Source organism: Salipiger sp. PrR002 (assembly GCF_010500775.1).
Classification (GTDB): domain Bacteria; phylum Pseudomonadota; class Alphaproteobacteria; order Rhodobacterales; family Rhodobacteraceae; genus Salipiger.
This window is the reverse complement of sequence record NZ_JAAGOU010000032.1, coordinates 1-13,665: the sequence shown is the minus strand read 5'-3', so window position 1 is coordinate 13,665 and position 13,665 is coordinate 1. Positions and strand designations below refer to the sequence as shown.

10 protein-coding genes and 2 pseudogenes are annotated in these 13,665 nt (G+C 63.8%); 10 read left to right on the top strand and 2 right to left on the bottom strand.

The genetic code is table 11. The annotated features are described in order from the left end of the window. Positions 1–85: 85 nt before the first annotated feature. Complete coding sequence (locus G0A00_RS21525) at positions 86–1,270, top strand: MFS transporter (protein WP_164184531.1); 1,185 nt, start codon at positions 86–88, stop codon at positions 1,268–1,270. A gap of 72 nt (positions 1,271–1,342) precedes the next feature. Here the strand turns inward: G0A00_RS21525 and G0A00_RS21520 are convergent, their stop codons facing one another. After that, on the bottom strand, positions 1,343–2,287 hold the full coding sequence (locus G0A00_RS21520; RefSeq protein WP_164184532.1) for a LysR substrate-binding domain-containing protein: 945 nt from the start codon (positions 2,285–2,287) through the stop codon (positions 1,343–1,345). A gap of 160 nt (positions 2,288–2,447) precedes the next feature. Between G0A00_RS21520 and G0A00_RS21515 the strand changes: the two genes are divergently transcribed. The 6 genes from G0A00_RS21515 to G0A00_RS21490 all read left to right on the top strand — a co-directional run bounded on the left by G0A00_RS21515 (position 2,448) and on the right by G0A00_RS21490 (position 9,216). Continuing rightward, positions 2,448–3,488 carry an ABC transporter substrate-binding protein gene (locus G0A00_RS21515; protein WP_164184533.1) on the top strand — a complete coding sequence of 347 codons (1,041 nt, stop codon included), beginning with the start codon at positions 2,448–2,450 and terminating at the stop codon, positions 3,486–3,488. Positions 3,489–3,598: 110 nt separating this feature from the next. Then, a complete protein-coding gene (gene glyA / locus G0A00_RS21510) occupies positions 3,599–4,930 on the top strand; it encodes a serine hydroxymethyltransferase (RefSeq protein WP_164184534.1) in 1,332 nt (443 codons plus the stop codon). Further along, on the top strand, positions 4,927–6,006 hold the full coding sequence (locus G0A00_RS21505; protein ID WP_164184535.1) for an ABC transporter ATP-binding protein: 1,080 nt from the start codon (positions 4,927–4,929) through the stop codon (positions 6,004–6,006). Before glyA ends, G0A00_RS21505 begins: the two co-directional genes overlap by 4 nt. After that, the gene (locus tag G0A00_RS21500; protein WP_164184536.1) at positions 6,003–6,953 is read left to right on the top strand and encodes an ABC transporter permease; all 951 of its coding nucleotides are present in this window, start codon (positions 6,003–6,005) and stop codon (positions 6,951–6,953) included. The genes G0A00_RS21505 and G0A00_RS21500 overlap by 4 nt, the downstream gene beginning before the upstream one ends. Continuing rightward, positions 6,950–7,762, top strand: coding sequence for an ABC transporter permease (locus G0A00_RS21495; protein WP_066112427.1), 813 nt, complete (start codon positions 6,950–6,952; stop codon positions 7,760–7,762). Before G0A00_RS21500 ends, G0A00_RS21495 begins: the two co-directional genes overlap by 4 nt. A 74-nt stretch (positions 7,763–7,836) precedes the next feature. After that, on the top strand, positions 7,837–9,216 hold the full coding sequence (locus tag G0A00_RS21490) for an LLM class flavin-dependent oxidoreductase (protein ID WP_164184537.1): 1,380 nt from the start codon (positions 7,837–7,839) through the stop codon (positions 9,214–9,216). A 105-nt stretch (positions 9,217–9,321) separates the two neighbouring features. Here G0A00_RS21490 and G0A00_RS21485 read toward each other — a convergent pair whose 3' ends face one another. Continuing rightward, positions 9,322–9,744, bottom strand: coding sequence for a phasin family protein (locus tag G0A00_RS21485; RefSeq protein ID WP_164184538.1), 423 nt, complete (start codon positions 9,742–9,744; stop codon positions 9,322–9,324). A 422-nt stretch (positions 9,745–10,166) separates the two neighbouring features. On the opposite strand from G0A00_RS21485, the gene G0A00_RS21480 reads away from it, so the two are divergent. From G0A00_RS21480 to G0A00_RS21470, 3 genes and pseudogenes are all read left to right on the top strand, one after another. Further along, positions 10,167–10,937 carry an MBL fold metallo-hydrolase gene (locus tag G0A00_RS21480; protein WP_235953275.1) on the top strand — a complete coding sequence of 257 codons (771 nt, stop codon included), beginning with the start codon at positions 10,167–10,169 and terminating at the stop codon, positions 10,935–10,937. A gap of 629 nt (positions 10,938–11,566) precedes the next feature. Then, positions 11,567–12,195, top strand: a pseudogene (locus tag G0A00_RS21475) (transposase); the annotation flags it as partial. A gap of 17 nt (positions 12,196–12,212) precedes the next feature. Then, positions 12,213–13,376: pseudogene (locus G0A00_RS21470) on the top strand (IS3 family transposase). Positions 13,377–13,665 lie beyond the last annotated feature (289 nt).

The window sequence follows — 13,665 nt, the reverse complement described above, 5'->3', positions numbered from 1 at the left end:
GCATTGCTGCGCGCTTGAATGTATTCATCTTACAAGTTACAAATTTTGTAAACTGTAATCCTCCCCATATGTACAGGTGCCTCCCATGGGTTCTCTTCTGAAGGACCGTCGCGCCGTCGCGTTGCTGCTCGCCGCCACGCTGACGGTCATGTCCAATGCCATTATCAGTCCGGGGCTTCCGGGGATCGCCGCCTATTTCGCCGCGACCCCGAATGCCGATCTGCTGACCCGTCTGCTGATCACGGCACCGTCGCTGACGGTCGCGGTGATTGCGCCCTTCGCGGGGCTGCTGGTCGACCGGGTCGGCCGCAAATCGATGCTGATCACCGGCGCCGCGCTTTTCGGCCTCGCAGGCAGCGCCGGGCTCTGGGCCCCGACCCTGCCCGTTCTGCTGGCCACGCGCCTGCTTCTTGGCGTCGCCGTTGCCATGCTGATGACAGCGATGACCGCGCTGGTGGCGCAATATTTCCATGGGCCCGCACGCGGCAGGTTCATGGGCCTGCAAATGACCTTCATCAACTTCGGTGGGCTGATCTTCATCGCGGTGGCCGGGCAGCTCGCCAATCACTCCGCCTTCTATCCCTTTGCGCTTTACCTCGCGGGGCTGATCTACCTGCCGATCCTCTACATCTGCCTTGAAGAGGCAAAGAGCCACTCCCACGAAGACGGCAGCCACCCGACCGCGCAGGGGCAGGATGGTTGGCAACTGGTCCTTACGCTTGGCCTGCTGTTGATGGCGCTGACCTTTGCCACGTTCTACATCCTGCCGACGCAGATCGCCTTTTACCTTGGGATGCTCGGCCACAGCGACCCCAGCACAGCGGCCCTGATGATGGTCTGCGTGACCTTCGCCGCAGGGGCCATCGCCATGGTCTATCCCCTGCTGCGGCGCACGCTGGGACGTGGCGGCGTGCTGGGCGCGGGGTTCCTGATGCTGGCTGCCGGTTTCCTGCTGATGAGCTATGTGCATCTGGTGCCGATGATTGCCCTCGCCTCGCTCTTTGTGGGCATGGGACCGGGGCTGATCGTGCCGACGCTGCTGAATTCCACGCTGGACGCGGTGCCGATGCGGCATCACGGCATGGCATCGGGCGCGCTGACCTTCAGTCTCTTCATCGGCCAATTCATCTCGCCGATCCTGACCCAGCCGCTGATCACGGCGGGCGGGTTCCATCTGGCCTTCATGGTCTTCGCGGCAGCAGCTTTGCTGGGCGCAGTGCTGGCGGTTGTCATCTTCCGCGAGCGCAAGCCGGGCTTTGCCCGCGCCTGAACAGCCTGCCCCCTCACCCAGCCCCGAGACCCTCGGGGCTGGCGGGCGCGGCGGCACAGCGCCCGTTCTTGCCTAGCCGGACCGCAGCATCCACGCGCGCCGCTCCATAAGAGACGGCAGCTCGGCCGCATAGGCGCGAAAGGCGTTCTGGAACTCGGAAACGAACTCTTTCAAAAGCACATTGTCCTCGGCTTTCTGAAGGTAGACCACGGAAAACTCGACGCGGATCACGTCGCGCAGGGGCCGAAACTCTATGCCTTCGTTCCAGTAGATCGCCGCGGTGATCGGATCGACGATCGAAAGCCCGTGACCGGCCCCGACCATCGAGCAGGCTGCCATGGACAAATGCGCCTCTCTGCCGAACCGACGCTCGACGCCCGCCGATTGAAAGAAGCGGTCGATCTCATAGCGGAACTGTGTCGCGCGCGGCAAAGAGATGAAGTCTTCGTCCGCGAAATCCGCCGCCCCCAGCACGTCCTTTTGCAGCAGGTGATGGCCCTCGGGCAGCACCGCCAACGCGTCGATCCCCGCCAGCGGAACGCGTTTCAGGTTCGGATGCGAGAACGGCCAGTCGACCAGCCCCACATCGACCTGCCCACGCTCGACCCATTCGATGATCGCATCCGATGACGTCGCCATAAGCGGCACGTCGGTGTCGGGACGCGCGCCGGTAAAGGCGCCGATGAAATCGGGCAGGATCGAAAGATATAGCGACGGCATCGAGGCGACACGAAGACGTCCGCCGCGCCGGTTGCTCATGTTGCGCACCGCCTGCGCGATCTGGTCGAGCCCGTGATAGTGCCGCTCGACCTCCTCAAAAAGCTTGGCCGCATCGGCGGTGGCCCGCAGCGTCCCGCCGCGCTTTCGCAGGAACAAAGTCAGCCCCGTCGAGTCCTCAAGATCGCGGATCTGACGGCTCACCGCGGGCTGGGTCAGACGCAGCATCTGGGCCGCCGAGTTGACCCCTCCGGTGAGCATAACGGCGCGGAATGCGGCAATTTGCTTCGATGTGGGCAAGACCGGTCCTTTGGATCAAAATGCAGGCACAAGTGATAACATATATTCATAACTTAGGTAATCGAACTCATTTGATCTAGTAAATCCGAAAGATGCAGGCTGTGAGAAAATTATAACCGAACCAGGATCATAGACCGATCCGCTCACAGGGAGCTCATTAATGAGACACTTCGGCAAAACCCTCTCCGCCAGCCTCGCGCTGGTCACAATGGCCGGTGCGGCACTGGCACAGGACGACGTGCTTTACGTCGCCGGCCCCGGCGGTTCGATCGAACAGGCGCTGCGCGACACGGTCTTCCCGGCCTTCACCGAAGAAACCGGACTGCGGGTTGAATATGTCGCCGGCAACTCGACCGACACGCTGGCCAAGCTGCAGGCGCAGGCGGGCAATCAGCAGATCGACGTGGCGATGATCGACGATGGCCCGATGGCGCAGGCCGTCGCGCTTGGGTTCTGCCGCGATCTCGACCTTGGTGACATCAAGGACGACATCTATGACATCGCGCTGTTTCCCGACGGCAAGTCGGTGGCCTACGGGCTGCTTGGCTCGGGCATCGTCTACAACGAAGAGTATTTCGCCGATCAGGGCTGGGAAGCGCCGACCTCGCTCGAGGATCTGACCGACGAGAAATACGCTGGCAAGCTGGTCATCCCGCCGCTCAACAACACCTACGGTGTGCTGACGCTGGTGCAGGTCGCCAAGATGCGTGGCGGCTCCGAGACCGACATCGAGCCGGGTTTTGCCGCCTTCACCGATGAGATCGCGCCGAACGTGCTGGCCTTCGAGCCGTCGCCGGGCAAGATGACCGAGCTTCTGCAAAGCGGTCAGGCCGTGGTGGCGATCTGGGGATCGAGCCGCGCCAAAGCGCTGGCCGACACCGGCTTCCCGGCAGCCTTCGTCTATCCCAAAGAAGGTGGCGCGGTGATCGGCACCGGCATTTGCCCGGTCGCAGGCGGCGCCGAAAAGCCCGAAGCCCTGACCTTCATCGACCGGATCCTCGAGCCGGAAATGCAGGTCGCCATCGCCAAGACATCGGGCCTCGCGCCGGTGAACCGCAAGGCGGAACTGGCGCCGGAATTCCAAGTCGGCATGCCCTACGGCGAAGAGCAGATCAATCAGCTGGTCTCGGTCGACTGGCCGACGATCAACGAGAAACGCGCCGAGTGGAACGCCCGCTGGACGCGCGAAGTCGAGCGCTGAGCCCTGCGCCGATACCCAAGGCTGGCACGCTGTCGTGCCAGCCGGTCAGACCTGACAGCGACCGGAGGCGTTCGCGCCTCCGGACTTAACGTTCCTTTCCAGGCAATTTCATGACTACCTCTCCCTCCCTCGCCGCCTCCGATCTCTCGGGCTACTTCGAAGATCCCTGCGCACGCACAGACCCCGAGCTTCACGCGCTCATTGCCGGTGAATGCGATCGTCAGAGCCACAGCGTCGAGCTTGTCGCCTCCGAGAATTTCGTCTCCCGCGCGGTTCTTGACGCGCAGGGGTCGATCTTTTGCAACAAGACCGTCACCGGCGCACCCGGCGCACGCTTTCACGCTGGCGCCGATTTCGCCGACGCTCTGGAACGGCTGGCCATGGCGCGCGCCTGCGAGGCGTTTGGCTGCAACTTTGCCAATGTGCAGCCACACTCGGGCATTCAGGCCAATCTGGCGGTGTTCCGCGCCCTGCTGCAGCCGGGGGACAAGACCTTGGCCCTTGCCGGAGATGCCGGTGGCCACTTCAGCCATGGTGCGGACTCCAATCTCAGCGGCATGATGATCTCGGCGCATTTCTACGGCACCGACCGGGAGGGGCTGATCGACTATGACGCGCTTGCGGCACAGGCGCTGGAACTGCGGCCAAAGCTGATCGTCACCGGCGGTGCTGCCTATCCCCGCGCCATCGACTTCGCCCGGCTTCGCGGCATTGCAGATTCCGTTGGCGCGCTGCTGATGGCCGATATCGCGCATATCGCCGGTCTGGTCGCCGCAGGCGTGCACCCCGACCCGTTCCCGCATTGCGATGTGGTGACCACCACGACCTATAAGTCGCTGCGCGGCGCGCGTGGCGGCATCATTCTGACCAACGCCCCCGAGATCGCGCGCGCACTGGAGAAAGCCACCTCGCCCGGCGTGCAGGGCAGCCCGCTGCTGCATGCGGTTGCCGGCAAGGCCGCCTGCCTCGGCGAAGTCCTCAAACCCGAGTTTCGCGATTATGGCCGCCGCGTTCTGGAAAACGCCCGCGCGCTGGCCGCGGCGCTGAGCGCCGGGGGCACCGATGTGCTGTGCGGCGGAACCGACACGCCGCTGGTGATCGCCGACTTGCGGCGTCGCGGCCTGCACGGGCAGCCACTGGTTGAAAGCCTTGATCGCGCGAACATCACCTGCAACCGCAGCGAGATCCCGCATGACGCCACGGACCCGGCTCTGACCTCCGGGCTGCGCCTTGGCGTCTCCGCGATGACGACGCGCGGCCTCGGCACCGCCGAGATGGAGAAGATCGCCGGGTGGATCGGCCAGTTGCTCGATCTGCATCAGACAGGCGCCGACACCCGTGCCGCAGAGGCCGCCATCAACGCGGACTCGCGCGCGCTGATGGCCAAGTTTCCGCTCTACGCAGCGATGACCATCACCACCAAAACCAAGGGGGCCGCATGAGCTATCTCGCACTCGACGACCTTGCGAAATCCTTCGGTGATTTCAACGCCGTTCGCGGCACCAACCTCGAGATCCGCGAAGGCGAGTTTCTCTCGCTCCTCGGCCCGTCCGACTGCGGCAAGACCACCACGCTGCAGATGATCGCAGGGTTTCTTGCCCCCAGCCGCGGGCGGGTGATGCTGCAGGGGCGCGACCTGACCCGCATGGAGCCGCATCGCCGCGGGCTGGGCATGGTGTTCCAGTCCTACGCGCTGTTCCCGCATATGACGGTGGCGGAAAACGTCGCCTTCGGCCTCGAGATGCGCCGCGTGCCCGCCGCCGAGCGCAGCCGCCGTGTCGCCGAAGTGCTTGAAATGGTTGGGCTGGGCGCCTTCGGCAACCGCTACCCGCGGCAGATGTCGGGCGGCCAGCAGCAGCGCGTGGCGCTGGCCCGCGCCATCGTCATCCGCCCGCCCGTCCTTTTGCTCGACGAGCCGCTGTCGAACCTCGATGCCAAGCTGCGAGAGCAGATGCAGGGCGAGCTTCTGACCATTCAGCGCGAGTTGGGAACGACGACCGTGTTGGTCACCCATGACCAGCAAGAGGCCATGGCGCTTTCGGACCGCATGGTGGTGATGAACCATGGGGTCGTTGAACAGGTCGGCGCGCCCGAGGATCTTTACGGCAACCCTGCCAGCGATTTCGTGGCGCAGTTCCTTGGCCGTATCAACCTGCTGCCGGGACAGCTGAGCACTGGCGCCGAGGGCCCTGTGCTGACCATCGGTGATGCCCGCTGGACGCTGCCGCCGCAGCAGGTCGCGGTGCAGAGCGCCGGCCCGGTCGCCGCGCGCATCCGCCCCGAGAACCTGCGGCTTGGCGCCGAGGGCATTCCCGGCGTCATCGCGCGGCGCACCTTTCAGGGCGCCTATTGGGTCTGCGAGATCACGCTGCCCCAAACAGGCAAGACCGGCAGCGGACACAGCCAGACGATCAGCGTGATCCATCCCAATGGCGGCGGCCCCTGCCCGAAACAGGGCGAAAGCGTTCGGCTCGCAGCAAATGCCTCTGACCTCTACGTCGTGGAGGCGACCGCATGAGTTCGGACCCGCATGCTGCCCCGATCTCGCAAAGCTGGACGGGACGCCTGCGCAGCCGCCTGACCGGACGTGGGCGCGCAGCCGGGCGCGCCTCCGAGGGTGCGGTGCCATGGGGCTGGGTCGGCCCGTCGCTGGCGCTCTTCGCCGCGGCGCTGGTGATCCCGCTGATCATGACGCTGCTGCTCACCTTCTACAATTGGGCGCCGATGGAGGGCATCACCCCGGGCTTCCACCTCGCCAACTGGCGCGAGGTGCTGTCTGACGAATACTTCATCGAGGTGTTTCTGCGCACCCTGCGCTTTGCCGCGCTGTCGAGTCTGATCTGTCTGGTCTTCGGCCTGCCCGAGGCGATCATCATCAGCCGCATGAGCCGGCGCTGGCGGCGCCTGTGCCTGCTGGTCATCCTCGGGCCGTTGCTGGTTTCGGTGGTGGTCCGCACGCTGGGCTGGACGCTGCTTTTCGGCGGCACCAACGGCATCATCAACCAACTGCTGATCTGGCTCGGGCTGATCAAATACCCGCTGCCGTTCATGTTCACCGAGACCGGCACGGTGATCGCGCTGGCGCATGTGATGATGCCCTTCATGGTGCTGGCGATTTCGGCGTCGCTGCAACGCATCCAGCCGCAGGTCGAGGATGCCGCCGCCTCGCTCGGAGCGCCGCCACGGGTGGTGATGCGCAGGATCGTGCTGCCGCAGATCATGCCCGGGCTGCTGTCGGGGACGACCATCGTCTTCGCGATGGCGGCAAGCTCTTTCGCAACCCCGTCGATCATTGGCGGTCGCCGGCTCAAGGTCGCCTCGACCCTCATCCATGACGAGTTCACCAACACGCTCAACTGGCCGCTCGGCGCGGTGGTGGCGGTTCTGCTGCTGATCTCGCTCGTCACGATCATCGTCGCCTCCAACCGTCTGGTCGAGCGGCGCTATGCGGAGACTTTCAAATGAGACGCCACAACGGAGTTCTCGCGATCCTGTTCCACATCCTGTTCGTGGCCTTCATGCTTGGTCCGATCCTCGTGGTCTGCGCCGTCGCCTTCACCCCCAACGGCTATTTGTCCTTCCCGACGAGCGGCCTGTCGCTGCGCTGGTTCAAGCAGATCGCCGAATACCCCGAGTTCTTTCGGGCGGCGAAGACCTCATTGCTGCTCGGGACGCTCTCCTCGACGCTGGCCCTGGCCCTGGCGACCCCGGCGGCGCTTGGCATCGCGCGCCACCGCTTCCCCGGCAGAGGCACGTTCAGCGCGCTGTTCATGTCGCCGCTGATGATCCCTCAGGTGGTGCTTGGCGTCGCGCTGCTGCGCTTCTTCAACCAAGTTGGGCTGGCGGGCACTTTCGGCGGGCTGGTGCTGGCGCATATCATCATCATCTTCCCCTTCACCCTGCGCCTGACGCTGGCCTCTGCCATTGGCATGGACCCGCGGCTGGAACAGGCGGCAACCTCGCTGGGCGCGCCGCGGCACGTTGTGTTCCGCCGCGTGGTGCTGCCGATGGTGCTGCCGGGAATGGTGTCGGGATGGATCCTCGCCTTCATCCAATCCTTCGATGAGGTGACGATGACCGTGTTCATCGCGACGCCGGGAACCGAGACGCTGCCGGTGCGCATGTTCGCCTATATCACCGACAACATCGATCCGCTGGTCACTTCCGTCTCGGCCTGCGTGATCGCGGTGACCGCCGTGCTGATGGTGATCGCGGACCGGTTGTTCGGGCTCGACGCGATCTTGCTCGGCGACCCTGACGCCCGCCGCAAATGACCCCCCAAAAGGCCACAGCGCGCGCTTCGGCGCGGGCTGGGACAGAACGAAGCCCCAAAATTCACGAGGAAAAGATGACCTCTCCACGCAAGATGAAACTCGGCCTTTCGCTCCGCTACATGGGCTATCACATGGCAGCATGGCGCCTGCCCGAAACGCCCGCCGACGGCGCGACGCATTTCGAGTATTTCCTCGAAAGCGCGCGCAAGGCCGAAGCCGCCTGTTTCGACACGATCTTCTTTGCCGATGGTCTGGCAGTACGCGGCACCGACAAACCCGCCGGGGCGCTGTGCCGCGACATGAAAAACGTCGAGCTTGAGCCGCTGACGCTGCTCTCTGCCATCGCCGCCTGCACAAAGCATATCGGCCTCGTGGCGACCGCCTCGACCTCTTACAACGAGCCCTACCATATCGCTCGCAAATACGCCTCGCTCGACCACATTTCGGGTGGCCGCGCGGGCTGGAACGTCGTCACCTCTTGGTCGCAGCAAGAGGCGCATAACTTCAACCGCGACGAGCACCTGAGCTACGACGAGCGCTACGAGCGCGCCGAGGAGTTCGTCAATGTCGTCTCTGGCCTCTGGGACAGCTGGGATGAGGATGCCTTCATCCGCGACAAGGACAGCGGCATTTTCTACGACGAGGCAGGCCGCCATGTGCTCGACCATCAGGGCCGGTTCTTCAAGGTGCGCGGGCCGCTGACGTCCGAGCGCACGCCGCAGGGCCGACCGCTGATTTTCCAAGCGGGCGCCTCCGAGTCTGGCCGGCGTCTCGGCGCTCGGGTCGCGGATGTGGTCTATGCCAACAGCCTGACCTTCGAGGACGCCAAGGCCTATTACGACGACATGAAAAAGCGCGTCGCCGCTTTCGGGCGCAAGCCGTCCGATCTGGCGGTCATGCCGGGCATCACGCTCTATATCGGGCGCACGCAGGAAGAGGCACAGGCCAAGTTCGACGCGCTGCAGGAGCTGATCGATCCGGTGATCGGCCTCGGCGTGCTCTACCCGTTCTTTGGCGATCTGTCGCAGCACGACCCGGACGGCCCGGTCCCGGCCCCTTCGGCCAATGCCACGGTGCGCTCGATGGCCGACAACCTCTACAACCTTGCTCAGAGCCAAGGCCTCAGCATCCGCCAGCTCTATCAGCATGCCGCCTCGGCCAATTCCCAGCGCTTCCTGATCGGCACCCCCGAAAGCATTGCGGATGACCTGCAGCACTGGGTGGAAAACGGCGCCGCCGACGGTTTCAACATCTGCCCCGCCGCGATGCCGAGCGGTCTCGATGATTTCGTCGAATTGCTGCTGCCCGAACTGCGCCGACGCGACCTCGTCCGCACCGAGTACGAGCAGGCAACGCTGCGCGGCAACTTTGGGCTTTCGGCGCCCGAGACCGGGGACATCCGCGCCCGCGACTATCTGGCAAGCGCACCTGAGCCCGAGAAAGTGCTGGGCTGAATACTGCCCGCCGCGCGCTGCGTGGCGAGGGTGCTGCGCGCACCCACACTTTGAACCAAAAAGGGCGCGCCTGTTTCGGCGCGCCCTATCACTTTCAAGAGGAGCTTAGGCCGTCGCCGAAGCCCTCTTGCGCGCCGAAGCTGCGTTGGTCGTCTTTTTGACGGTCGTCTCGGCGGACTCGGCTGCGCTTGCAGACACTGCGCCCATCTGCGCGCCCGCGCCTTGCGCGACTTCGAACAGCGCCGTTGTCGCGCTCTGGGTGAGCTCCATCTGCGCCTGCATGAAACCGGCAAAAGCCTGAGCGTAGGCCGAAGGCTCGCGCGCGGAAGTCAGATCGCGCATATTGTCCAGCGTTGTCTTGGTCGCCGCGGTCATCACTTCGGTCGACTTCTCGGCTGCCTCAAGCGCAACATCGCCGAGCTTTGTGTTGTACTCGGCAACCGATGCCATTCCGCCCTTGGCAAGGTCCGGGTTGCACAGGTTCGGGATCGAGCCGAACATCTTGGCGAAATCGTTCTGAGCAGTCATGAGGGTCTCCTCTGGGGTTTTGCGTTGTCGACATTTACATGGTGGACTTCTACATGAATGCTGCAGTGCAGCATTTCAACCACCAAGCGGAAAATATGCCTGGAAAAGCGGCGCGCGCGCCTCTGCTCTGACGCAACCGGCACCCGCGCGCAAGACGGACCAAACCCCTTGTATCGGCACGTAAAACACCCACATCCCTACGGCCCAGCCCGAGGATTCCCATGCCGCGAAATCGCTACTATTCTGGCCCCGTCAGCGCTCACTTCGACGGCAAACGGTTCCGATCCCCGGGCCATTCGACCGACCGCTCCTTCGCGGATTTGCTGAAGTGGCACCGCAGCGGCCAGCGCGCCAAATGGCCCACTCATGTGCCTGTGACCCCTGCCCTCCCCGTTGATCGTAGCGAGGCGCCAAGGATCACGATGATCGGCCATGCCTCTATGCTCATCCAGATCGCCGGGCTGAATATCCTGACCGACCCAGTTTGGTCCGATCGCGCGAGCCCCTTCGGCTTCATCGGCCCCAAGCGGGTCACGGCACCCGGGATCGACTTCGCGCAGCTGCCTCCGATCGATGTCGTGCTGGTCAGCCACAATCACTACGATCATCTGGACCTCGCCACGCTGAAGCGCCTGCAGGCGCAGCATAGCCCGCTGATGGTCATGCCCCTCGGCACCGAGGTCACCGTCTGGCGTGCCGTGCGCAGCGCCACCCTCCTGAGCGGTGACTGGCACGATCGCTTCGACATTGGCAGCGGGGTGAGCGTGTCCCTCACCCCAGCCAATCACTGGTCCGCCCGCGGCCTAGGTGATCGGCGCATGGCCCTCTGGAGCGGATTCTGGATCGAAAGCCACCAAGGCAGCATTTGGTTCGCCGGAGACACCGGCTATGGCGACGGCGCGATCTTTCACAGTCTCCGCAGTCGCTACGGCGCACCCGATATCGCCCTCATCCCGATCGGCGCCTATGAGCCGCGATGGTTCATGGCGCCGCAACACGTCGCCCCCGAGGACTCCGTGCGCATCTTCAAGGATGTGGGTGCGGGAGCGGCGCTCGGCATCCACTGGGGAACGTTCCAGTTGACCGACGAACCTCGGGACGAACCTGCAGAGCTTCTCGCAACAAGTCTGGACGCGGCGGGCATCCCGCGGGAAAAATTCCGCGCCTTCGCGCCGGGCGAGGTCTTCGGTTAGGGTCTGACCCCAGAGCCTGCAAGTCATTGCGGCGGCGAGAGTGATGGCTGACAGGAAGACCCTCGGGCATCGGTCGTAGCGAGTGGCAACGCGCCGCCAAGTCTTGAGCGTTGCGAACGTGATCCCTGAACCGCGCGGGTTTTGCCGGAGGCTCCAACTCCTCAGGAGGATGGAGCACCGTAAGCGTTGCATCTGACCCCGTGATTGCCGGCTAAACCAATCTGCCTCTCATCAGCTAGTCTGCAGCCGAACTATAAGTCGGAGGCGACAATGGCGGAACATGAAGTCTGGGGTTTCAAGATCCGGACCTCCCCGTCGGGAAGAAGAACTTGGCCGACAGAGCTCAAACGCGAGGCGACCAGGCGTCTGCGGGAAGGCAGACTGTCGCCCGGAGAAATCGCTGCCGAGTTGGATGCCCATGAGTCTCTGGTGAGGAAGTGGTGGGGCGCCGACAGGAGCGAGCGCGGACAGCAAAGTTCAGTGGAAGGGCCTGCCTTCGCGCAGGTGTCAGTGGAAGCCCCAATCGCTCCGGCGGCGCCCTCACAGACTGATGTGATCCCCGAAAACGTCCCCGTTCCAGTTTAGAGTTTTCCGGACGGAATCCTTGGCTGGGAGAGGAGCGGAAACGCATGAAGGCATCGAAGTTCACGGACGCGCAGAAGGCGTTCATCATCAAGCAGGCGGAGGATGGCACGCCTGTCGTGGAGGTCTGCCGCAAGGCGGGGATCAGCACGGCGACCTTCTTCAATTGGAAGAAGAAGTACGCGGGATTGATGCCGTCCGAGATGAAGCGGCTGCGGGAACTCGAGCAGGAGAACGCGCGGCTGAAGAAGATCGTCGCCGATCTCGCGCTGGACAAGGAGATGTTGCAGGACGTCATCAAGCGAAAGCTTTGAGGCCTGCCCGGAAGAGGACGCTGGTCGACGAGATGCGGGCGGATTGACAGGTGTTGATCCGCCGCGCCTGCGAGGTGATCCGGTTCGATCCAAGGACCTATCGCTACAAGTCTCGCCGACCTGGACAGGCCGCTTTGGAGCAGCGGATCCGAGAGATTTGCCAGACCCGTGTCCGCTTCGGTTATAGGCGGGTGCATGTGCTGTTGCGCCGCGAGGGTTGGGAGATCAACGCGAAGAAGGCCTATCGCATTTACAAGGAGTTGGGCATGCAATTGCGGAACAAGACGCCGAAGCGGCGGGTAAAGGCCATGCTCCGCGACGACCGGAAGGAGGCCGTCGGGCCCAACGATATCTGGGCGATGCCTTGCCCGATAGGCGATTGCGCGAGCGCAATCTGCCGGAAGACATTGTCACGAAACTGCGCCAAGTCGAGGTGCTGCATGGCCAGTGCCTGTCGATGGCGGATGCGGTGCGACAGATCGGGATATCGCAACATACGTTCTACCGGCGGCGGAAGCAGTATGGAGGGATGAACCGGGCTCAGTTGTCGCGGCTGAAGGAGTTCGAGAAGGAAAACCTGAGGCTGCGGCGGGCGGTGTCCGACCTGACGCTCGAGAAGCTGATCCTGACCGAGGCTGCTCAGGGAAACTTCTGAGCCCTTCGCGCCGCCGCGCGTGCGTGGAGCATGTGTGCGAGACACTCGGCATCTCCGAACGCCGGGCCTGCCGGGTGCTTGGCCAGCACCGCTCCACGCAGCGCAAGCCGCCACAGGGCTGGGAAGACGAGGCGCGGCTGACCGCCGACGTCATCGAACTGGCCCGGGAATATGGCCGCTACGGCTACCGCCGGGTCGCCGTGCTGCTGCGGCGTGCCGGCTGGCAGGTGAACCACAAGCGGGTGGCGCGCATTTGGCGGCGCGAAGGGCTCAAGGTCCCGCAGAAGCAGAAGAAACGCGGGCGGCTCTGGCTGACCCCTCTCGTGACATCACTTCGTGATGCACTGCCGGGCAGTGGACGGCTCTTGCGTGCGGCTGAAGCCCGAGCACCCCAACCACGTCTGGTCCTACGACTTCGTGCAGGACCGGACCAGTGACGGCCGGCCCTACCGGACGCTCAACATCCTCGATGACTATACGCGGGAGGCGTTAATGATCCGTGTCGACAGGCGACTGAACTCCACCGATGTCCTGGACGCCCTGACGGACCTTTTCATCCAGCGCGGCCCGCCGCGGTTCATCCGGTCCGACAACGGCCCGGAGTTCATCTCGCAGAAGGTCCGCGACTGGATCGAGCTGGTGGGGGCGAAGACCGCCTACATCGAGCCAGGGTCACCTTGGGAGAACGGCTATTGCGAGAGCTTCAACAGCAGGTTCAGGGACGAACTCCTGAATGGCGAGGTCTTCTACTCGTTGAGAGAGGCGCAAATCCTCATAGAAAGATGGCGAAAACACTACAACACCGCTCGGCCGCACAGCGCTCTTGGATATCGGACACCGGCACCGGAGACCTTCATCCCCACAGATCGAAGGCCGACCATGCATTAGCATTTTACCCGGACCACTCGATGGGGTCAGCTCAAGGTCTTGGCAGGGCTGCGCTCGGCCGCCTGATCAGACACGCGGGCAGGAACACCCGCGTCAGGGCGCGCTGACGATCCTTCTGCTGCTACAGATGTCGGCGCGCCTGCTTCACTTTCTGCCTCATATTGGCGGAACGAATCCCAGAAACGTGTAGCAAATTGTGTATCAATGCACCGGCTGAACTTGGGGCGAACAGTCTATAGGCTCAGGATGCATTGATTTCGCGGGAACAGCATGATTCACGGCTTTGAAA